17 protein-coding genes are annotated in these 21,679 nt (G+C 36.6%); 10 read left to right on the top strand and 7 right to left on the bottom strand.

Annotated elements, in window-relative coordinates:
- Positions 1-8: 8 nt before the first annotated feature.
- The 8 genes from O6P34_RS05365 to O6P34_RS05330 all read left to right on the top strand — a co-directional run bounded on the left by O6P34_RS05365 (position 9) and on the right by O6P34_RS05330 (position 11,292).
- Complete coding sequence (locus O6P34_RS05365; RefSeq protein WP_269686297.1) at positions 9-1,625, top strand: arabinan endo-1,5-alpha-L-arabinosidase; 1,617 nt, start codon at positions 9-11, stop codon at positions 1,623-1,625.
- Between the two features lie 93 nt (positions 1,626-1,718).
- On the top strand, positions 1,719-2,711 hold the full coding sequence (locus O6P34_RS05360) for a glycoside hydrolase family 43 protein (RefSeq protein WP_269686296.1): 993 nt from the start codon (positions 1,719-1,721) through the stop codon (positions 2,709-2,711).
- Positions 2,712-2,722: 11 nt separating this feature from the next.
- Positions 2,723-3,709 (top strand): arabinan endo-1,5-alpha-L-arabinosidase, encoded by a 987-nt coding sequence (locus tag O6P34_RS05355; RefSeq protein WP_269686295.1) that lies wholly within the window; start codon positions 2,723-2,725, stop codon positions 3,707-3,709.
- A 34-nt stretch (positions 3,710-3,743) separates the two neighbouring features.
- A complete protein-coding gene (locus O6P34_RS05350; protein ID WP_269686294.1) occupies positions 3,744-5,729 on the top strand; it encodes an alpha-L-arabinofuranosidase C-terminal domain-containing protein in 1,986 nt (661 codons plus the stop codon).
- 166 nt (positions 5,730-5,895) lie between these two features.
- Positions 5,896-7,587, top strand: coding sequence for a ribulokinase (locus O6P34_RS05345; protein ID WP_269686293.1), 1,692 nt, complete (start codon positions 5,896-5,898; stop codon positions 7,585-7,587).
- On the top strand, positions 7,571-8,272 hold the full coding sequence (locus tag O6P34_RS05340; RefSeq protein ID WP_269686292.1) for an L-ribulose-5-phosphate 4-epimerase: 702 nt from the start codon (positions 7,571-7,573) through the stop codon (positions 8,270-8,272). The genes O6P34_RS05345 and O6P34_RS05340 overlap by 17 nt, the downstream gene beginning before the upstream one ends.
- A gap of 90 nt (positions 8,273-8,362) precedes the next feature.
- On the top strand, positions 8,363-9,877 hold the full coding sequence (araA, locus tag O6P34_RS05335) for an L-arabinose isomerase (protein ID WP_269686291.1): 1,515 nt from the start codon (positions 8,363-8,365) through the stop codon (positions 9,875-9,877).
- Between the two features lie 233 nt (positions 9,878-10,110).
- Positions 10,111-11,292 (top strand): aldose epimerase family protein, encoded by a 1,182-nt coding sequence (locus O6P34_RS05330; RefSeq protein ID WP_269686290.1) that lies wholly within the window; start codon positions 10,111-10,113, stop codon positions 11,290-11,292.
- 394 nt (positions 11,293-11,686) lie between these two features.
- On the opposite strand, the gene O6P34_RS05325 is transcribed toward O6P34_RS05330, so the two are convergent.
- The 7 genes from O6P34_RS05325 to O6P34_RS05295 all read right to left on the bottom strand — a co-directional run bounded on the left by O6P34_RS05325 (position 11,687) and on the right by O6P34_RS05295 (position 18,102).
- A complete protein-coding gene (locus tag O6P34_RS05325; protein WP_281324531.1) occupies positions 11,687-11,842 on the bottom strand; it encodes a hypothetical protein in 156 nt (51 codons plus the stop codon).
- 338 nt (positions 11,843-12,180) lie between these two features.
- The gene (locus O6P34_RS05320; protein WP_269686288.1) at positions 12,181-13,050 is read right to left on the bottom strand and encodes a DUF5694 domain-containing protein; all 870 of its coding nucleotides are present in this window, start codon (positions 13,048-13,050) and stop codon (positions 12,181-12,183) included.
- 414 nt (positions 13,051-13,464) lie between these two features.
- Positions 13,465-14,523 (bottom strand): ligand-binding sensor domain-containing protein, encoded by a 1,059-nt coding sequence (locus tag O6P34_RS05315; protein ID WP_269686287.1) that lies wholly within the window; start codon positions 14,521-14,523, stop codon positions 13,465-13,467.
- A gap of 161 nt (positions 14,524-14,684) precedes the next feature.
- Complete coding sequence (locus O6P34_RS05310) at positions 14,685-14,960, bottom strand: hypothetical protein (protein WP_269686286.1); 276 nt, start codon at positions 14,958-14,960, stop codon at positions 14,685-14,687.
- 19 nt (positions 14,961-14,979) lie between these two features.
- Complete coding sequence (locus tag O6P34_RS05305; protein ID WP_269686285.1) at positions 14,980-15,183, bottom strand: hypothetical protein; 204 nt, start codon at positions 15,181-15,183, stop codon at positions 14,980-14,982.
- A gap of 45 nt (positions 15,184-15,228) precedes the next feature.
- Entirely contained in the window at positions 15,229-15,816 is a 588-nt protein-coding gene (locus O6P34_RS05300) for an MltR family transcriptional regulator (protein ID WP_269686284.1), read from the bottom strand.
- A gap of 366 nt (positions 15,817-16,182) precedes the next feature.
- The gene (locus tag O6P34_RS05295) at positions 16,183-18,102 is read right to left on the bottom strand and encodes a glycoside hydrolase family 97 protein (RefSeq protein ID WP_269686283.1); all 1,920 of its coding nucleotides are present in this window, start codon (positions 18,100-18,102) and stop codon (positions 16,183-16,185) included.
- Positions 18,103-18,358: 256 nt separating this feature from the next.
- Here O6P34_RS05295 and O6P34_RS05290 point away from each other — a divergent pair, with 256 nt between their 5' ends.
- Positions 18,359-21,196: a PAS domain S-box protein gene (locus tag O6P34_RS05290; protein ID WP_269686282.1), complete on the top strand. Its 2,838-nt coding sequence runs from the start codon at positions 18,359-18,361 to the stop codon at positions 21,194-21,196.
- Positions 21,193-21,588 (top strand): response regulator, encoded by a 396-nt coding sequence (locus O6P34_RS05285; RefSeq protein ID WP_269686281.1) that lies wholly within the window; start codon positions 21,193-21,195, stop codon positions 21,586-21,588. Before O6P34_RS05290 ends, O6P34_RS05285 begins: the two co-directional genes overlap by 4 nt.
- Positions 21,589-21,679 lie beyond the last annotated feature (91 nt).

The raw sequence follows: 21,679 nt of genomic DNA, 5'->3' as shown, positions 1-21,679 counted from the left end.
AAACGAAAATGAAAAAGTCATCATCTCTTTTAAAATTAGGATCATACTCCGTCATTTTTGGCTTAGTGCTTTCTGTAATTAGTTGTTCCAGCAGTGACGACACAAAAACACCAGACCCAGTAGTACCTCCAGTAGTAATTCCGCCTACACCTACATTTCCAGGACCAACGTATGCAGACAATTACACTCCTATTTCCTCTTGGAATAACCGTTCCCAATGGAACTTGGCTAACGTACATGATCCTTCTGTTGAAAAATGTGGCGATTATTATTATATGTATCAAACCGATGCTTCTTATGGAGGCGCAGCTGACGGACACGGACATTTTCCTTACAGACGTTCTAAAGATTTGATTACTTGGGAATACATGGGTTCAGCAATGACTCAGGCTCCAGATTGGGTAAAAGATTCACTAAATAACAAAAGAGCCCGCATGGTTCCTGCTTTGCCCGCTATTACAAATCCACGTTATGGGTATTGGGCACCTTATATCAAAAAAGTAGGCAGCAAATATAGAATGTATTACAGTATTGTGGTAGACGAACCAATTACAGGAACTGATTTCAATACATCATGGTCCGAAAGAGCCTTTATCGGTTTGGCCGAATCCGATGATTTAGCCACTAATGTTTGGGTAGATAAAGGAATGGTGGTTTGCTCTGAGCCAGATGGTTTAAAACCGTATTCTTTTGCAGGTACCCGAAATTGGGAAAATGCATATTTTCAATTCAATGCCATCGACCCTACTTTTACGGTTACTCCCGGAGGTGACCACTATTTAATTTACGGTTCTTGGCATTCCGGGATTGCAGCATTAAAATTAAATCCAACAACTGGAAAACCTGATCAACTAAAAACGTTGAGTGATTACGGAACTAAAATCGCCTCTCGTAGTACAACGAGTCGTTGGCAAGCTTCAGAAGGACCAGAAATTATTTATAATGATGTTACAGGATATTACTACTTATTTATGGCGTATGACGGACTCGATATACCTTACAATACTCGTGTTGCCCGTTCCAAAAACATTATGGGACCTTATCTGGGAATCAATGGAGCCGATGTAACCAATGGAGCCGATGCTTGGCCAATGTTAACACATCCTTATTCCTTTAACAATCATACCGGATGGGTTGGTATTTCTCATTGTTCTATATTTCAAAATCCAGAAACCAAAGAATGGTTTTATGCCTCACAAGCCCGTTTGCCAGAAGGCGTACCCGGAATTAACGTTTCTAATGCAGTTATGATGGGGCACGTTCGAGAAATTCAATGGACTGAAGACGGTTGGCCGGTAGTAGCTCCCGAGCGTTACGCAGGAGTGCCGAAAACTACCATTACCGAAGCTTCTTTTATAGGAACTTGGGAACAAATTACAATGAATTACCAATACAAAGTCATTCAAAAATCAGCGACTATATACTTAACCGCCGACAAAAAAGTAAGTGGTGGCGCAACAGGAAGCTGGTCGTATGACAGCACCAATAAAACACTAACAGTCAATGGTGTAAAATGTAAAGTAAGTGATGCCTGGGATTGGGAAAGAGCCACCAGAAAAGTTACCATCACTTATTCAGGATTTACCGCTGCCGGCGTACCTGTTTGGGGTAAAAAAATTGATTAATAAATAGTAAACAGATGCCTTTTTTATCGCTTTAAAAAAGGCATCTGCTACAAATAAAATATTCTTTTCATTCTTTCTACAGAAAAAAATAAAATGAAAAACACACTTATATCCCTATCTCTTTTGGTTTTTGTTTCCTCATGCAAGACCATAAAAACTGATGTTACGGCTTCCGCCAATGATGGAAATCCGAGTCCAACACTATCTGTCAACAACCCAATTATCAAAGATAAATACACCGGTGACCCTGCAGCTTTGGTTTACAAAGACAAAGTCTATCTCTACGCCGGTCATGACGAAGCACCAAATGATTTCAATTTTTATAAAATGAATGAATGGCTGGTCTATTCTTCATCGGATATGGTCAATTGGCAAGAACATCCTGTGCCGCTAAAAGTGACTGATTTTTCTTGGGCAAAATCTGATGCTTGGGCTGCTCAAGTTATTGAACGCAACGGAAAATTCTATTGGTATGTAACTGTTGAACACGGGACTATTCCCGGAAAAGCAATTGGAGTAGCCGTTTCCGACAGTCCAACCGGTCCGTTCAAAGATGCATTAGGAAAAGCGATTATTACTAATGATATGACAACCCAAACCAGTATTAGCTGGGATGATATTGATCCAACCGTTATGATAGACGATGACGGACAAGCTTATTTATTCTGGGGAAACACTGTTTGTCATTATGCCAAATTAAAAGCAAATATGCTAGAACTTGATGGTCCGATTCAAACCATTTCTTTACCCAATTTCACCGAAGCCCCTTGGATTCACAAAAAAAACGATTGGTATTACCTGTCGTATGCGTATCAGTTTCCTGAAAAAATCGCTTATGCTATGAGTAAATCTATCAACGGACCTTGGGAATACAAAGGAATTCTAAATGAAATCGCCGGAAACTCGAATACCAACCATCAATCGATTATTGAGTTCAAAGGCAACGATTATTTCATTTATCACAATGGTGCAACCCAACCCAACGGTGACAGTTTCAGAAGATCCGTTTGCGTAGACCGTTTGTATTACAATCAAGATGGAAGCCTGAAACGCGTAATTATGACTACAGAGGGCATTCAAAAATAAAAAAATTAAGCATGAAATTATATCAAAAAATACAACCGCTACTTCTCTTACTAATCATGACGACTTCTGCTTGGGCGCAAGACATTACCGTTCATGACCCGGTGATGATCAAGCAAAAAGACACCTACTATTTATACTGTACCGGAAAAGGAATCAGTGTTTTTAGTTCCAAAGATTTAAAAAACTGGAAACCGGAAACCCCAATTTTCAATGAGAAACCAGTATGGGTTGATGCCGTTGTCCCTAATTTCGACAATCACATTTGGGCGCCGGACGTTTCTTTTCACAACAACACTTATTACTTGTATTATTCGGTTTCTGCTTTCGCAAAAAATACGTCGGCGATAGCATTGACAACCAATACTACTTTAGACCCAAAAGACCCTGCCTACAAATGGATCGATCACGGAATTGTCATTCAATCAGTACCAAATCGTGATTTATGGAATGCCATAGATCCCAATTTGACTTTAGATGAAAACAATACACCTTGGTTGGCTTTCGGTTCTTTTTGGAATGGTTTAAAAATGGTAAAATTAAATTCCGATTTGAAATCAGTTGCAAAACCAGAAGAATGGTTCACTATTTCAAAACGACAAAGAACCTTCAAATTAGCAGATACTGATCCTGGAGATGGCGCACTCGAAGCTCCGTTTATTTTCAAAAAGAATGGATATTATTATCAATTCCTTTCTTGGGATTTGTGTTGCCGAGGCGAAAAAAGCACCTATAAAGTAGTTATTGGAAGATCAAAAAATATTACTGGCCCTTATCTGGATAAAGACGGAAAATCATTAAGCGAAGGCGGCGGAACGATACTGATTCAAGGAAACGAAAACTACTCCGGAGCAGGCCACAACAGTGCTTATACTTTTGATGGGAAAGATTATATCATTTTTCATGCATATGATTCCAAACAAAAAGGAAGACCTGTTCTAAAAATAAAAGAAATGCAATGGAATGCTGATTTATGGCCTGTTGTAGCACCACTGAATTAAATAAAAAATACACAACGTTTAAATAAATATAGAAATGAAACAAAATTTAATCACCAAAATCACCTTTTGTGGCTTATTGCTAAACGGCTTATACGGACAAGCGCAAAAAACGAATCTGGAAGTAAATACTACCAATACCGTAACCAAAATTCAACCAACGATGTATGGTGTCTTTTTTGAAGACATCAACTTTGCTGCTGATGGAGGATTGTATGCCGAGATGATTAAAAACCGTTCTTTTGAGTTTGAAGCTCCTCTTATGGGCTGGGAACAACCCAACAGCGACAAGCATTCGTTCAATACGACATCCGGAATTGCAACAACTATCAAAGCTTTGGAAAACAAAACCAATCCAAGTTTTTGTAGAGTGTTGATCAATGATGCCAAAGGATTTTCGATGATTAATGAAGGATTCCGTGGCATGGGAATTAAGAAAGATGCTAAATACAATCTTTCGCTAAAAGCGGCAAATCACAATGGTGAAATCAAAAAAATCATCATTCAATTTATTGATAAAAACAAAAACGTATTAGGAGAAACGACTATTGTTCCAACATCAAACGATTGGAAAGGTTATACGGCACAATTTACTGCGACTCAAACGGAGGCAAAAGCACAATTGAAAATCACTTTCGAAGGAAATGGAACTATCGATTTAGACATGATTTCGTTATTCCCGGAAGACACTTGGAAAAACAGAAAAAAAGGAATGCGTAAAGATATCGTTCAATTATTATACGATATGAAACCCGGATTTTTGAGATTTCCCGGAGGTTGTATTGTTGAAGGAAGAACTTTGGCACAACGCTACCAATGGAAAAAAACCGTGGGTGATGTGGAGCAAAGAGAAACCTTAATCAACCGTTGGAATACGGAATTTGCACACAAACCGGCACCAGATTATTTCCAGACTTTTGGATTGGGATTCTTTGAATATTTCCAACTTTCGGAAGATTTAGGCGCACAACCGTTACCTATTTTGAGTTGCGGAATGGCATGTCAGTTCAATACCGGAGAATTGGTTCCAATGGAAGAATTAGATCCATACGTTCAAGATGCTCTAGATTTAATTGAATTTGCAAACGGTGGTCTTGATACTCCTTGGGGAAAAGTTCGTTCAGACATGGGACATCCAAAACCATTTAACCTGAAATTCATTGGTGTTGGAAATGAGCAATGGGGACCAGATTACATCGCAAGATATAAAGTGTTTGAAAAAGCCATAAAATCTAAATATCCAAAAATGACTATCGTTTCCGGAAGTGGTCCGTTCCCGGAAGGAGACTATTTTGAATATGGTATGCAAGAACTAAAAAAATTGAACGCTGAAATCGTTGATGAGCATTATTACAAAAGCCCACAATGGTTTAGAGAAAATGCTACTCGTTACGACAATTATGATCGAAAAGGGCCTAAAGTTTTTGCAGGAGAATATGCTGCCCAAAGTGTGGCTATTGCAAGTCCGGATAACAGAAACAATTGGGAATGTGCGTTCTCAGAAGCTGCTTTTATGACTGGTTTAGAACGTAATGCCGAGGTAGTTAATTTAACTTCTTACGCACCATTGATGGCTCATGAAGAAGCGTGGCAATGGACACCGGATTTACTTTGGTTCAACAATTTGGAGGCCTATGGTTCTGCTAATTATTATGTTCAAAAATTATTCGCCACCAATAGAGGTACGGATTTAATAGCCATTACCGCAGCCGGAAAACCGGTAATTGGACAAAACGATTTATTCGCATCGGCGGTGAAAGATGTTAATTCTAATGAAGTAATCGTAAAATTAGTAAACACATCGGCGACAGCACAAGAAGTAAACGTAGACCTAAAAGGAACCAAGTTAGCCTCAAAAGGAACGATAACAACACTGACAAGTCCAAATTTACAAGACGAAAATTCGTTTGCTAATCCTAAAAAAATAAGTCCGACAGAAGCTGCCTTTAAACTAAAAAATAACAAAGCGCAAACCAGTCTTCCAGCCTATTCTGTGACTGTTTTGAAGATAAAAATGAAATAATCGTAACATAATAAATTTATGTTAAACATTTGTTTTTAATTTTAGTGGTAAACAGCTGTTTTGTTGCACTTTTAACAAAAATAATACCATCGAATTAAATTAAGTGTTTTTTATACACTTATAAAATAAATATAGTATATTTGTAATTATTTAAAAAGATTTTGTGATGAAAAATTATGTTATAGGATTAGATTACGGGACAGATTCTGTTCGTGCTATGTTGATAGACACCGAGAATGGACAGGAATTAGCATCAAACGTTTGTCAATATAAAAGATGGGCAACTAAAGAATATTGTAACGCATCAATAAATCAGTTTCGTCAGCATCCTCTGGACCATATCGAAGGATTAGAAAGCACTATAAAATATGTTGTAGCAAACAGCAAAGTAGATCCTTCCTTAATTCGAAGTATCTGTATTGATACCACCGGATCTTCTCCAGTGCCTGTAACTGCAGACGGAACTCCACTGGCTTTGACCAAAGGTTTTGAACACAACCCTAATGCCATGATGGTGTTATGGAAAGATCATACTTCAATACAAGAAGCCAACGAAATTAATGAACTTGCTGCCAACTGGGGTGGTGAAAATTTTACCAAATATGTAGGAGGAATTTATTCATCAGAATGGTTTTGGGCAAAAATTTTGCACATCGCCAGACAAGATGAAGCCGTAAAAAATGCTGCTTTCACTTGGATGGAACATTGTGATTTAATGACCTATTTATTGATTGAAAATAAAGATTTAAAAACATTCAAAAGAAGCCGTTGTGCGGCCGGTCATAAAGCGATGTGGCACGAAGACTGGAATGGTTTACCACCTGAAGCATTCTTAGGACAATTGCACCCATACCTTGCAGCACTTCGCGGAAATTTATACGACGAAACCTATACCTCAGACCTTGTTGCCGGGAACTTAAGCCAAGAATGGGCAACCCGATTAGGACTTACAACCGATACTTTAATTGCTGTAGGAACTTTCGACGCACACTCAGGAGCTGTTGGAGCAAAAATTGAAGAAAATACTTTAGTTCGCGTAATGGGAACCTCAACTTGTGATATTTTGGTGGCTTCGGAAGAGGCTGTTGGAACAAAAACAGTTCGTGGTATCTGCGGACAAGTAGACGGTTCTGTAATTCCGGGTTATATCGGTCTTGAAGCGGGACAATCTGCTTTTGGAGATTTATTGGCTTGGTATAAAGAATTACTGCTTTGGCCAACAGAAAATTTATTAGCTGCTTCTACCCTTTTGACCGATGCTCAAAAAGAAGCATTAAAAGCGGAATTAAGTGATAATTTAATCCTGAAATTAACTGCCGAAGCAGAAAAAATACCGTTGTCTGAAAGTGTACCAATCGCTTTAGACTGGATTAACGGAAGAAGAACTCCGGATGCCAATCAAGAAATTAAAAGTGCTATTTCTAATTTATCTTTAGGTACAAAAGCACCTCATTTGTTCAAATCTTTAGTAAACGCCATCTGTTTTGGTTCTAAGAAAATCGTAGATCGTTTTGAAGAAGAAGGAGTAAAAATCGACAGCGTTATCGGAATTGGTGGTGTTGCGAGAAAATCGCCTTACATCATGCAAACCTTAGCGAATGTCTTGAACAAGCCTATCAAAATTGCGGCTTCGGATCAAACACCCGCTTTAGGAGCTGCTATTTATGCCGCTGTTGCAGCAGGAATTTATCCTACTGTAATAGAAGCCAGTCAAAAAATGGGAAGCGGATTTGATGGTGAATATTTCCCGCAATTAGACAAAGTAGCGGCATATCATAAATTGCTTTTGGCATATGAACAACTAAGCGCTTTTGCAGATCCATCCATAAAAAACTTACAAGATGAGCTCTATGTATAACGATTTAAAACAAGAATGCTACGAAGCCAATATGCAATTGAATGCATTGAATTTAGTAGTCTATACTTTTGGAAACGTGAGTGCCGTGGATCGGAAAAATGGTGTTTTCGCCATTAAACCCAGCGGTGTGGCTTACGAAGAATTAAAGCCGGAAGATATTGTTATTGTTGATTTTGACAACAACATCATCGAAGGGAATATGCGTCCTTCATCGGATACGAAAACGCATGCTTATTTATATAAAAACTGGCCAAAAATTGGTGGTGTGGCGCACACTCACGCTACGTATTCTGTGGCTTGGGCGCAGTCGCAAAGAGATATTCCAATTTTTGGGACTACACATGCCGACCATTTGACAGCTGATATTCCTTGTGCGGCGCCAATGGCTGATGCGCTTATTGAAGGGAATTACGAACACAATACCGGAATTCAAATCTTAGATTGTTTCAAAGAAAAAAACCTTTCGTATGAAGAAGTAGAAATGGTTTTGATTGGCAATCACGGTCCTTTTGCCTGGGGAAAAAACGCAGCAAAAGCAGTCTATAACAGCAAAGTGCTGGAAGTAGTCGCTGAAATGGCGTATTTGACTTTGCAAATCAATCCGAACGCACCCCGATTGAAAGATTCCTTGATTAAGAAACATTACGAACGTAAACACGGGAAAGATTCCTATTACGGACAATAACAGATTAATTGGTTAACTGTTTAATCGGTTAAACCAATAACATAAAATCGATTAGACAACTAAGCAGATAAAACAATTAAACAAAATATAATGATAGATATTTCACAAAAAGAAGTTTGGTTTGTAGTAGGAAGCCAAGAATTATACGGTGAAGAAACACTACGAAAAGTAGCGGAACACTCCCAACAAATTGCTAAAGGTTTAGACGCATCCTCTCATATACCGGTAAAGATTGTATATAAAGATGTGGTAAAATCACCTGCGCAGATTACGAATGTATGTTTAGAAGCCAATTCGAATAAAAACTGTATTGGTATTGTTGCTTGGATGCACACTTTTTCGCCAGCGAAGATGTGGATTGGCGGTTTAAGTATTCTTAAAAAACCATTGTGTCACTTGCATACACAATTCAATGCTGAAATTCCATGGGCTTCTATGGATATGGATTTTATGAATTTAAATCAATCGGCTCACGGAGACAGAGAGTTTGGTTTTATCATGTCCAGAATGCGTAAAAAACGTAAAGTAGTTGTAGGACATTGGGAAGACGAACGTGTACAAAAGAAATTAGGCATTTGGTCCAGAGTCGTTTTAGGTTGGGATGAGTTCCAAAACCTGAAAGTGGCAAGATTTGGAGACAACATGCGTGAAGTTGCTGTAACCGAAGGAGATAAAGTCGAAGCCCAAATCCGTTTTGGTTTTTCGGTAAATGGTTTCGACTCTTCGGATATTACTAAACAAATTGAAAAAGTTACGGATGCAGATACTGATCAATTAGTAGCCGAATATGAAGCGAGTTATACTTTGGCGCCAGCCTTACAAAAAGGTGGAGCACAAAGAGAATCATTGGTAGAAGCAGCCCGAATTGAATTGGGATTGAGAGCGTTCCTTGTGGAAGGTGGCTTTGGTGCATTTACAGATACTTTTGAAAATTTAGGTTCATTGAAACAACTTCCGGGAATTGCAGTACAACGTCTTATGGCGGATGGCTACGGTTTTGGTGGTGAAGGAGACTGGAAAACAGCAGCGATGTTGCGAGCCATGAAAGTGATGAATGTAGGTCTTGAAAACCAAGGTGGAACTTCATTTATGGAAGATTACACCTACCATTTCACTCCAGAGAAATCATACGTTTTAGGTTCTCACATGCTAGAAATTTGTTCTTCTATTGCGGATGCTAAACCATCTTGTGAAGTACATCCGTTAGGTATTGGAGGGAAAGAAGATCCGGTTCGTTTGGTGTTTAATGTGGCTGCCGGAAATGCTATTAATGCTTCTTTGGTTGATATGGGGAACCGTTTCCGTTTGATTGTAAACGAAGTGGAAGCTGTTGCACCTATGGCTGATTTACCTAAACTTCCTGTGGCACGTGTGTTGTGGGATTGTAAACCTAATTTAGATATTGCTGCTACTGCATGGATACTAGCCGGTGGTGCGCATCATACGGTGTACAGTCAAGTTTTGACTACTGAATACATGGAAGATTTTGCCGATATTGCAGGGATAGAATTGCTTGTTATTGATGAGAAAACGACTATCAGAGATTTTAAAGATAAAATCAATGCTAACGAAGCGTACTATCATATGTTTCAGCATGGTTTATAGAGGAAAGTGAGTGGTGAGGAGTGAATCGTGAAAGGTGAAAAGTGAAGGGTGAAGAGTGAAGGGTGAAGAGTGAAGGGTGAAGAGTGAAGGGTGAAGAGTGAAGGGTGAAGAGTGAAGGGTGAAGAGTCAGGGTTTTACTTATGCATTTTAGAATAATTTTTAACTATATGACTTTTGACTTTATGACTTTTTGCTTTATGTCTTAAACAATAACTAAAAAAACCAAATAAATTATGAATGTATTAAAACGTTGCATTTATGGAATTTCCATACTAAGTTTAGCGAGTATGAATGTACAATGTAAAAGGGATAATAAAACAGCAGATGCTCCTCAAGAAGCTACTACTGCTGCTGCCGTAACGATTGAAAAATCTGCTTACGGAACGACTCCAAAAGGAGAACAAGTGGACAGCTACAAACTGACCAATCAAAAAGGAATGGAAGTGAACATCATTACCTATGGTGGGATTATTTCTTCTTTGAAAGTGCCGAACAAAGCCGGGAAATCGGAAGAGGTGGTACTTGGTTTTAGTTCTTTGGAGCAATACATGAAACCTAATCCGTATTTTGGTGCTCTTATCGGGAGATATGGTAACCGAATTGCTAAGGGTAAATTTACTTTGGACGGAAAAGAATATTCATTGGCTATCAACAACGAACCTAATGCATTGCACGGCGGACCGGAAGGTTTTCACCGAGTGGTTTGGACTGCTGAAGAGGCTAAAGCTGGAGACAGCGCTGTGCTAAAATTGAAGTATGTAAGTAAAGATATGGAAGAAGGATATCCCGGAAACCTAACTGTTTTTGTTACCTACACCTTGAACAATGACAACTCCTTAGACGTGCTTTATGAAGCGACTACCGATAAGAAAACGGTGGTGAACTTGACGCAACATTCGTACTTTAACCTGTCATCTGATTTTTCTAAACCTATTTTGGATCATGAAATCAGGATTGATGCGGACCAATTAGTTCCGGTTGCGGCAACTCTGATTCCTACCGGTAAATTGACGGATGTAACGAATACTCCTTTTGATTTTAGAAAAGCGAAAAAAGTGGGTGCTGATATTGAAGCGAAAGATGAACAGTTGAAAAACGGATTGGGTTACGACCACTGCTGGGTACTTAACAATCAAGATAAAGGTGAGCGTTTTGCCGCCTCGGCATATGAAGCAACAAGCGGAAGATTGCTGGAAGTGTATACAGACCAACCGGGAATTCAGTTCTATTCCGGGAATTTCTTAGATGGTACTTTACCGATGAGAGCTGGTGGAACGTATGCGCACAGAACGGGTTTTTGTTTAGAAACACAACATTATCCGGATTCGCCTAATCAGAAGGATTTTCCAACTACGGTTTTGAATCCAGGTGAGAATTACAAAACAAAAACAAGCTTTAAATTCTCTGTGAAATAAGCGTTTGAAAATAATAACCATCACTGATGGTTTATCTAATCCCATAAATAAGTTGAATGGTTTGGTTTATCACATGGTATTAGTTACTAACCCCGGAAAGTTATACTTCCGGGGTTTTTTATTGTATGGGGTCTGGTGTTTTGTTGTTCTGCTCTTGGTTTTGGGAGCTGTGCTATAAAAAAGACTGCTGCTGCATTGCTTTATTGTAAATGTGTATGCCCATATCGTAAAGTTGCATAGGAGAATCGCAAATGTGCATAGCAATATCGTGAATATGCATGGCAATATCCTAAATGCGCATAGGAGAATCGTAAATGTGCATGGCAATATCGTGAATGTGCATAGGAGAATCGCAAATGTGCATGGCAATATCGTGAATATGCATGGCAATATCCTAAATGCGCATAGGAGAATCGTAAATGTGCATGGCAATATCGTGAATGTGCATAGGAGAATCGTAAATGTGTATGGCAATATCGTGAATGTGCATAGGAGAATCGTGAATTGCATACGAGAATCGTGAATTGCATGCGAGTATCGTGAAATGCATACGAGTATCGGGAAATGCATACGAGAATCGTGAATTGCATACGAGAATCGGGAAATGCATACGAGTATCATGAAATGCATACGAGTATCGTGAAATGCATACGAGAATCGTGAATTGCATGCGAGAATCGGGAAATGCATACGAGAATCGTAAATGCAGGCAGGAGAATCGCAACTGCAGGCTCGAGAATCGTAAGTGAAGGCTCGAGAATTCTACTTAACGAGACCGGACTTTGTACTTATTGCTATATGCCATTCTGATTTTGGAGCTTTTTATTTCTTGGGTTTACAGCTCATTAGAATGGCTACGAAGTCAGAGACTTCGCAGGGCAGGCTTTTTTATTTTAGTATTTTATCTAAATCTACCACCTCAAAGTAGGGATTCAAATTAAATAAATATTTTAAAAAAGGAATATGGTTTGAACCGTAAATTATGAGATAACAATTGTCTTCTTTATAATCGACTTGCCGCATTATAGTATTAAAGTTCCTCAAATTAGCTCCATACCAAAATGTACTTACATATTCTGTTGAACTCATATCATTTCCTGTTCCCATACTCAGGAAATAATTCCATTCGTTATATTCTGCTTGTTGCAATTTTTTGACCGAATTTATTTGTAACAAGAACTTGCTTAAAGTTACCTTTTGCAAAAGGGAATCTTGATTGGGGAATTTATACGGATATTTCAAATCATAGAATTTGGCATTCGTTCTGCTTTCATCGTTGAAATTTCCTAATTCTAAATACAATTTTTTGATTGCATCATCTACTTTGTTTTTTGGTTTGTAGGCAGAATCGGCTAATTCCTCCGGTTGATAGTTTATACCAAATACTTTTTTGTGGTTTAGTATTTTGGCGGTTTTCATTCCGAGTTGGAATATTTCGTTTGCTTTTGTTTTTAATCGTAACGGTTCTTTTCCTTGCAGATAATCGCTATAAATACTATCGTAGTAAGGTTGGTATTTTTGAGTAAATTCTAAAAATATTTTATCCGGCTTTTGTTTTGCGAGCTTATTGACTAAATCTGTTATTTCGCTTTGTCTTTTTTCGGAAAACAAGTTAGAATGCAATCTGCTTGTACTGTCTAAACTTTGATTAAAGTGAAAAGTACCCAATAAAATTATTTTTATTCGTTTCGGATTTTTTTGCCCAAAAGTGGAATAACACAAAAGGGACATCATTAAAACTAATACTATATTTCTCATTTGTAAACGTTTTTTTAGTCAATTCTCTAAGGTTCTTGGCAGTAGAGCGGGTTTGGTACTAAATTAAGTTCTATTTTCGAATTTTCCAAATTCTTACAAAATCAAGTTTCCGTTAAGGTAATTGCATCAACCCGATGTTGTAAGTATTGTGTCTTCAGTCTTATATTTAATTCTAATTTCTCATTGGTTACAGTTTCCTTTCTTTTCTTAGGTTTACAGCTCATTGAAATGGCTACGAAGTCAGAGACTTCGCAGCGCTGGTGTAAGCTAGCACATTAACTCCAGCGCTTGGCGAAGTGGCGGAAATCGAAGTACAAATGTTCGGTTTTGCACAAAAGTTCAATCGAAGAACGGAACTTGAATTTAGCGCTGAACCCGTCATTTTGTCAAACTGGTGTTGTGCGTTTGTATTTCTTAAAATTGCTTTTCAAAAGCCTTTCCGTTATACTTAACTATATTTCCGTCTGCCATTCCAAAAAGCAAATTGTTTTTGTTGTCTTTATAAATAGTCCAAATCATTGGTTTAGATCGTTTGTCACTCATTGAATAGTTTGTCAATGTCTTACCGTCATATTTCCAAGCTCCTGAATCTCTATCTCCAAACCAAATGTTTCCTTCTGAATCTTCTTCAATGGCAAAAACGGATTGCAATCCTGTATTTTTAGCAAATTGTTGCGTTTTAGTGTTCGCTTCAAACTCATTTATTGGAATTAGCTTACCTTGTTCTTTTGAGAAATGAGTTATAGCATCTCCTTTTTTAAGTAGTACACCAATTCCATTATTTCCTATCCAAATTCGACTTTTTGAATCTGCTAATACACTTCGTATATGCAAAAGCTCATTATCTTTTAAGTTTAATTTTTCATTATCAAAGATATTGACCCTTTTACCATCATAGTTGAATAGTGCTCCATAAGTCGCAATCCAAACTTTGCCGTCTTTATCTTTTGAAATATCAGTTACGCCATAAGTAGTATCAGGTTTTTTATTTTTGGGTTTTGGGAAAATTAAATAGTTCAAATTTATTCCGTCAAAACGATTTATTCCGTCTTCTTCACCCGCATAAAACCATAAATCTCCATTGGTTTCATTCCATTCATATCTTGGATTATTAAAATTTGTTGAATAGGTGGTAAACTTTCCTTTGTCATATACACTTATTCCTTTTGCGGTTCCAAACCAAATTTTTCCACTCTTGTCTTCTTGGATTGAACGGATTTGGTTATCGGATAAACCTTCATTTGTTGTAAAGTATTCAAATGATTTTCCATTATAAAAACTTACGCCTTCATTATGACTTCCAAACCAATAATTGCCTTTACTGTCCTGAAAGATAGCACGTATTCCAGAAGTAAATTTTAAGGTGTCCGCTTTTAAAGAAATTACCAATTCAGAGTTCTTAACTTCTTTTTCGGTTGATTTCTTTTCAACACAAGAAAAGTTCAGTGCCAATATCAGTAGTATGTAAATCATTTTCGATTTCTTGTTCATTTGGGTTTCTCTAATATGACGCACAATGTTCTGGTACTAAATTATGCTCTATTTTGGGATTTACAAAATTCTTATAAAATCATGTTTGCATTAAGGTAATTGCCCAAATTGGTTGTAGCGTGTGTTGGCAGTAGTTCTTTCTTTTATATGATTTTATCAAGTAATATTTTTAAAAAATATCCTATTATAATAAAGATAACTTTATCCACATATTTATTCGATAAAAACTCTAATATTTTTTTGAAAGCAACTATGTGTTTTGGAGCTTTTTCCATTTTTAAAAAAGGATTTGGCCCGTCATTAACAATAGTTTTTAAAAAATTATTGTAGTCAATTAATTTAATTTTTTCATATCTCCATAATTCTTCGGAAAAAACTTGTTTTACCCAAATCGTTTTGTCTTTCCCTAATTTTTTCATTTTGATATGCTATTATACTTTAGTTGACTCTTTGTATGGAATGCATTTTGTTAATTTCGATAGTTTCCGTTTTTCCATTTGAATAGTTACTAAATCTAAATGTTTCATTTGAATTATTATATTCATCTTCATATAATCCACTAATTCCTTCGCCTTTTTCATTGACAATATAAATTAACTCTCCATATTTTAATTCAAGTTCTCTAAAAGTATATTCGCTCATTTCTAATGGTTTAAATTGCTTAATTTTCGTTTCTGCAGTAGTGATTTATTGTTTTGTAATGAAATTGATGTATTTTTCGTTGAACTTTAAATTTTCTTCTTTTCCTTTTTCCGTGTAATTGTCATTTGTTTCCAATTCAACAAATTTAGATAATTTAACTTCTGAAAGCCATATTTGTCCAATTATACCTGTAAAAGCATTTGTAAAGATTTGACGATTACTTCCTTTTATTTCTGACTTATAATATTGTCCTTTTAATTTTGAGATTTCGTTACTTATTTTAATTGTATCAAAACTAATAACTTCAAAACTGTGACCAAATTCGTTTCTTATTTTTCTAATAATTTCTAAATCTCTAAATGCTTCTTTGCATATTAATCCAAGTGAATAAGAAAGTTTTATTTTAGAAGAGAAAGTGCCAATTGATCCATTAAAGTTGAATAATTCATCTTTATGTTTTTTACTGCCAATTAATTTACATTTTAATAATTGTTCCAACTCATTGTCTAATAATGAAGAAGCTATTAAGCAACAACCTCTGTCGCTTTCTTTTTGTAGTTCCCTATTTATTTCCATTATTTTTGGAAATCTTTGAAAAGGAGAATTTTCAATGTCAAAATTTTCATTTTCCATAAATTCATCGATAATTTTTGGATTCAATTACTGCCAACTCGTTTATATGTCTGACAAAGTCAGACATATCCTCCCTAATTTGGGTCGCTTAGTCTGATAACCGTCAGATTTTATCTCTTCTCAAATGTATTAAAATTTTCTTACAAATAATCGAAAAGATTTTTTCATTGGTTGTAAGCGGTGAGCATTAACGCCTCTGGTGATTGACTGCTTGAAATCTGGATAAAAAATAAAGGTGCTCAAAATGCAGGATTCCCTAGCCCCGATTGCAACGGAAATCCTTTTTTGTAATCCGTACCGGGTTTTTGCACGGGGAGGATTACAAAAAAGATTGCAGTGTAAAGCGGGAAAGAGCTCCTAAAGAAACTATATTTTGACTACAAAGCCTCCGTGAGGTTTCATTATCAGTTTTAGTGTAGTGTTTTTTGATACGGGAAGTTGCTGGAATCCGGATTGGTTTTCGGAGATGCTGAAACCGGCAGCATTGGTTACGAAAGACAAATCGATTTCGATTTCTTTGGTGGTGTTTTCTGCATTGATTCCTACAATGTGCCAGATATTGTCTTTTTTGCGGGCCATGACGGCGTATTTTCCGGGATAGCCGGCTATGAATTTAGATTCGTCCCAATTGGTTGGAATGTCTTTTAGATAGTTGATTACATAAGCGGGCATTTTTGCCATTCCGTCTGGTGTTTCGGCCAGGTGCTGAATGCCGGAGAGGAATAAAACGGGTAATGCTAACTCGAATGCGGGTGTGGTTTTGCGGGTGATGTTGGGGATGGAATCTAAGACCATGGGCGTGAAATCCATAGGGTCAAATACATTTCGGGCAAAAGGGAGCATGGCGCAATGTGTGGGTTGCATATTGGCATCGTGTTGCCCAAAGGTGATAAACTCCTCGCCTCTGATGGCTTCTGTGGTGAGTAAATGCGGATAGGTGCGCTGCCAACCTCTGGGTAATGTGGCGCCGTGAAAATTGATGAGTAATTGCTGAGCGGCGGCATCTGCGAGCAAATCGTGGTAATAAGCAATCATGGATTGTCCGTCGCCACCAAAGAAATCGACTTTGATTCCGGCTATACCCATTTCTTTGAGTCGTGTAAACTCGCGCTGTCTGTCAGGATGGGTGAGTAATTTGCTTTTTGGATGGAACTCGGTGTCGTTCCAAGTGCCTGATGAATTGTACCAAACGAGTAGTTTTACGTTTTTGTCTTTGGCGTAAGTGGCTAAAGCTTTCATTTTTTCGTCTCCAATTCGGGTATCCCAATCGGCATCGATCAAGCAATACGGCCAATTCATAGCTGCTGCATAATCGATAAATTGAACTGTTGTTTCGTAGTTTACTGAATTGTCTTTGAGCAGAACCCAACTCCAAGAGGCGATTCCGCTTTTGATGAATGAAGTGTCTGTGAGTGTTGAAGGATCGGCTAAGTCTGTTCCTAAGGTGCTTTCGGTAATGGTTTTGAGGGAACCCAGGGTAATGATGCGCCACGGGGTGTACCATGGCAAAACCGACTCTGGATTGAGTGCGCCACCCGGGAAGATTTCTTCTTTTTGAGGGAAGGTCACCTGCAGGGCTTTTGCATTGTCGTTATAAACTAGGCGGCTACCGCAGTAATTTGCCGGTATGCCTACTTCGGATACTAAAACCCAGGTATCATGGGCGTTGAACAAGGCAGGATAAACCCAACCTTCGCCAATAGCCGGTTTTGTATCTACCGGAATATCCATGGCGTAATGCTCTTCGTAAGAGGGATTGGTTTGTGCCCAGCCTGTTTTTGCTTTAGACATGGGTTGTAACCAGGCTTTTGTGGAAGCATCAAAATTATAGGTAGTTTTTTCTTCGATGATTTTTTTGATGTCGGTAGTAGTTTCCGGAAAATGGTATCGTAATCCTATCCCGTCATCAGACAATTGAAAAATGATGTTCATGGATTTTCCCTGACTGTTTTTTAAACTCACCGTGTATTGATTTGCGGAATACGCGATGTTTTTTTGTTTACCCTGAAGCATGGAATAGGTTTGTTTTATTGGCCTGGGTTTTGAAACACTTACTATTTTTAAATTGGTATGGAAATTTCCATCTTCTCTTATAATTCCTAAATTAGAAGCATTGATGACTGTTTTATTATGATAGCGAACGGTATAATACGGACTTTTATTGGTATCTAAACGAAAGGTTATTTGTATCGTTTTATCTGTATTTACAAATATATAATCTACTTTTTTTTCGGCAAATGAAGTTAAAGTCAACCACAATATTGCTATAAGAAATACTCTTTTCATATTTAAGTGTTTTGTTTACACTTACAAACTTACAAAAAAAATAAAGAGATTAAATTATTTAAAAACCGAAAGAAAAGAGTGGCTTCTTATTTTTGGATAATTCTCAAAAAAATGGTTTGCATTCTAATTAATACGGTTTGATTTTAAGCAAGTAATCAAAAATTTTGAGTTAACCGTATTAAAAGGGTTTAAAAGCTGTAAAATAGTAGATTTGTTGATAAAATTTAATTTTAAAAGCCAAATACTACACGCTGTAATGAAAGAAAAATGGGTGACTTTTATCAAATGGTTTAGCAATAGACCAACTATTTTAGGGCTTTTAATTTTTTTGTTATGCATCTGTGGGACTATTTTTGTTAGTATCACCCGACAACGTGTTTTGGCAGAAAGCGAAGAAAATAAAATGAATGTGGTTTTAAAAGACATTCATCAAAATTTTGAAAAATCACTGCGGGATTCTTATATGTCTACTTTTGAGCTGGGCCTGATCATTAACGATAAGGGTGTTCCAGAAAATTTTGAATCTATAAGCAAAGAAATTATAGATGAAAATCCTATTATTAATTCTGTTCAATTAGCGCCTGAAGGCATTATTAAATACATCTATCCACTGGAAGGTAATGAAAAAGCTTTGTCTTTAAACCTTTTGAAATCTACTTATCTTAAAGGATACGACTTTATTAATACTAAAAACAAAAACATTCATTTTGACGGACCATTCAATTTAAAACAAGGTGGTGTCGGAATTATTATTAGACAACCCGTTTACAAACAAGATACCTTTTGGGGTTTTATTTCGTTGGTTGTTAAATTTGAAACTTTATTGAAATCGGCAAAAATAGCCCATGTAAACCACGATAAATATCATTTCCAATTTTCTACAAAAAATCCTTTTACACAAGAGGAACGTTTTTTTATGCCCTATAAAATAAACCTAGGAAAAGATAATTATGTTACCTACACGATGCCTAATAGTGAATGGAAACTTTATTTGATTGCAAAACAACCTTATGGAATCTATCCTCTGACTTATTTGACCTTAATTATTGGGTTTGTTTTATCTTTAATTATTGGGTTTTTGTCCGTCAAACTATTGAAAAAACCACAAGCATTAGAGCTTTTGGTCGATGCGCAGTTAACGGATATTTCTAATAAAAAAATGAAATTTAAAGCATTTTTTGAGCAAGCCACGATTGGATTTATTATTGTGGAGGCGGATACCGGAGATTTTCTTGAGGTGAATACTAAATACTGTGAAATGCTCGGGTACACCATAGAGGAAGTTACAGGAAAAAATCTTGCTTTTTTTACTCATCCGGATGATGTGGCAGCCTGTTTTGAAAATTTTAGAAAGCTTAAGAATGGAGCAATAAAAGAATACAAGGATGAAAAACGATACATAACAAAATCCGGCAGTATCATCTGGGTGAGTATCAACGTATCTCCATTATGGGAATCTGATAAAAAACCAAGTTCCTACATTGCTTTTATAAAAGACATCACTTTAAATAAACAATCACAGTCCTTAATACAAAAAAGCGAGATACAATTTAAATCCCTTTTTGAAAATTCGCTGGTTCCATTATGGGAAGAGGATTTCTCTGAAGTAAAAAATCGTCTTGCCGAATTGGATTTGATGAATAAAGATCCAGAATTGGTTTATTCCTATTTCAATGCGCATCCCGAAGAAGTCGTCAATTGCATTTCGTTAGTAAAAATAATCAATGTTAATTACGAATGCCTGAAACTTCATAAAGTAAAAACCAAGGAAGAATTAATCACCAACCTAAACGAATTAGTTGATGTAAGTGCTATTGATGACATCAAAAGACAGTTGGTTGCTATTAGTCAGAACGTACAAAAATTTAAAATTGATTCCCGAATAAAAAATAAAGATGGTGAATTAAGAGACATTCATTTGAGATGGAATGTCATCAAAGGATACGAAGAAACCTATGAAAGAGTCATCCTTTCTACCGAAGATATCACCGAGCGCAAAACTTCCGAAAATATCATTCTGGAGTCTCAGGAAAAAATCAAATCCATCATCAATACAATTGATGGTATTGTATGGGAGTATGATTTTAAATCAGAAAAAGTAACTTTTGTAAGTACAAAAGTAGTTGAAATATTGGGCTATTCTGTAAAAGAGTATGTTGAAATACCTTTTTTTTGGGAGAGTAAAATTCATCCTGAAGACAAGGATTGGGTAATTGAGTTCAGTAGTTGTTCCGACAGAAAAAAACAAAGTCGCGTTATTGAATACCGAATGATTACTAAAAATGAGAAAACCATTTGGATACGAGACATTGTAAATGTGGTGCTGAAAAACAAAGAAATAATAGGTCTACGCGGAATAATGATTGATATCACCAATATGAAAGAGGCAGAGGAAGACCTGAACAGCTCTTTATACTTAGTGAAAGAACAAAACAAAAGATTATTAAATTTTTCCTATATTGTTTCCCACAACCTCCGCTCCCATACCAGCAATATAAAGTCTATTGTTTCTCTGGTCGAGACCGAAGAAACAGAAGAGGAACGCCATGAAATGATGAACTTGTTAAAAACCGTGTCCAATTCACTTGATGAAACTATGGATCATTTGAATGACGTAATAAACATAAATACAAATATCAATTTAGTGACTAAACCGTTGCGTTTGAATCAATATATAGATACTGTAAAAGCTATCCTTTCTGAACAAATACAATTAAGTCAAACGTCTATTATAAATGATATTCCGGATGATTTAATGGTGAATTATAATCCGGCCTACTTACAAAGTGTTTTGTATAATTTAATTTCAAATGCTATCCGATACCGACATTCCGACAGGAAACCAATCATCACCCTAAAATGGATAGAAGAAAACAACCAGAATGCATTAGAAGTTAGCGATAACGGAATTGGAATTGATTTGATTAAAAATGGGGATAAAATTTTTGGGATGTACAAAACCTTCAGCTCTAATGTCGATTCAAAAGGGATTGGACTATTTATCACCCGAAATCAAATTGAGGCTATGGGCGGAAGTATTACCGTGGCGAGCGAACCTACAATTGGAACAACTTTTAAAATTTATATAAAATGAGCAAAAAAATAATATGGGTTGTTGATGACGATGCTATTTACCAAGTCATCATTCATAAAATCATTCAAAAATCCGAAATGTTTTCGGCATTTTCTTCCTTCAAAAACGGAAAAGAAGCAGTAAGTGCCTTGCATAAAATAATAGGAAAAACAGAACTGATTCCTGATATTATTCTACTGGACATCAACATGCCGGTAATGGACGGATGGGAATTTATGGAAGAAATAAAAACCATAAAATCGCAAATCGACAAAAAAGTGATTATCTATATTGTAAGCTCTTCTATCGCTATAGAAGATAAAAACAAGTCAAAAGAATTTAATGATGTTTTTGCGTTTATCTCTAAACCGGTTAACGTAAAGGATATTATGATGATTGCCGAAAATTCCTAAAAAAATTTAATCCGATAAAAAGGAACTAATACAGACCCGAAAAATGCTTCTTTTTGAACCTTTTTTTGGGTCTGTTTTTTTAAAAAAATAC

Source organism: Flavobacterium lacustre (assembly GCF_027474525.2).
Classification (GTDB): Bacteria; Bacteroidota; Bacteroidia; order Flavobacteriales; family Flavobacteriaceae; genus Flavobacterium; species Flavobacterium lacustre.
The sequence above is the reverse complement of the archived record's forward strand: the minus strand, read 5'-3'. Positions and strand labels throughout refer to the sequence as shown.

Bases quoted from the DNA above. Each gene is read 5' to 3' on its own strand.
- O6P34_RS05330 (WP_269686290.1), top strand. From the start codon at position 10,111: ATGAATGTATTAAAACGTTGCATTTATGGAATTTCCATACTAAGTTTA.
- O6P34_RS05360 (WP_269686296.1), top strand. From the start codon at position 1,719: ATGAAAAACACACTTATATCCCTATCTCTTTTGGTTTTTGTTTCCTCA.
- araA (WP_269686291.1), top strand. From the start codon at position 8,363: ATGATAGATATTTCACAAAAAGAAGTTTGGTTTGTAGTAGGAAGCCAA.
- O6P34_RS05355 (WP_269686295.1), top strand. From the start codon at position 2,723: ATGAAATTATATCAAAAAATACAACCGCTACTTCTCTTACTAATCATG.
- O6P34_RS05365 (WP_269686297.1), top strand. From the start codon at position 9: ATGAAAAAGTCATCATCTCTTTTAAAATTAGGATCATACTCCGTCATT.
- O6P34_RS05295 (WP_269686283.1), bottom strand. From the start codon at position 18,102: ATGAAAAGAGTATTTCTTATAGCAATATTGTGGTTGACTTTAACTTCA.
- O6P34_RS05300 (WP_269686284.1), bottom strand. From the start codon at position 15,816: ATGGAAAATGAAAATTTTGACATTGAAAATTCTCCTTTTCAAAGATTT.
- O6P34_RS05350 (WP_269686294.1), top strand. From the start codon at position 3,744: ATGAAACAAAATTTAATCACCAAAATCACCTTTTGTGGCTTATTGCTA.
- O6P34_RS05315 (WP_269686287.1), bottom strand. From the start codon at position 14,523: ATGATTTACATACTACTGATATTGGCACTGAACTTTTCTTGTGTTGAA.
- O6P34_RS05305 (WP_269686285.1), bottom strand. From the start codon at position 15,183: ATGAGCGAATATACTTTTAGAGAACTTGAATTAAAATATGGAGAGTTA.
- O6P34_RS05310 (WP_269686286.1), bottom strand. From the start codon at position 14,960: ATGAAAAAATTAGGGAAAGACAAAACGATTTGGGTAAAACAAGTTTTT.
- O6P34_RS05340 (WP_269686292.1), top strand. From the start codon at position 7,571: ATGAGCTCTATGTATAACGATTTAAAACAAGAATGCTACGAAGCCAAT.
- O6P34_RS05290 (WP_269686282.1), top strand. From the start codon at position 18,359: ATGAAAGAAAAATGGGTGACTTTTATCAAATGGTTTAGCAATAGACCA.
- O6P34_RS05345 (WP_269686293.1), top strand. From the start codon at position 5,896: ATGAAAAATTATGTTATAGGATTAGATTACGGGACAGATTCTGTTCGT.
- O6P34_RS05285 (WP_269686281.1), top strand. From the start codon at position 21,193: ATGAGCAAAAAAATAATATGGGTTGTTGATGACGATGCTATTTACCAA.
- O6P34_RS05325 (WP_281324531.1), bottom strand. From the start codon at position 11,842: ATGCATTTCACGATACTCGCATGCAATTCACGATTCTCGTATGCAATT.
- O6P34_RS05320 (WP_269686288.1), bottom strand. From the start codon at position 13,050: ATGAGAAATATAGTATTAGTTTTAATGATGTCCCTTTTGTGTTATTCC.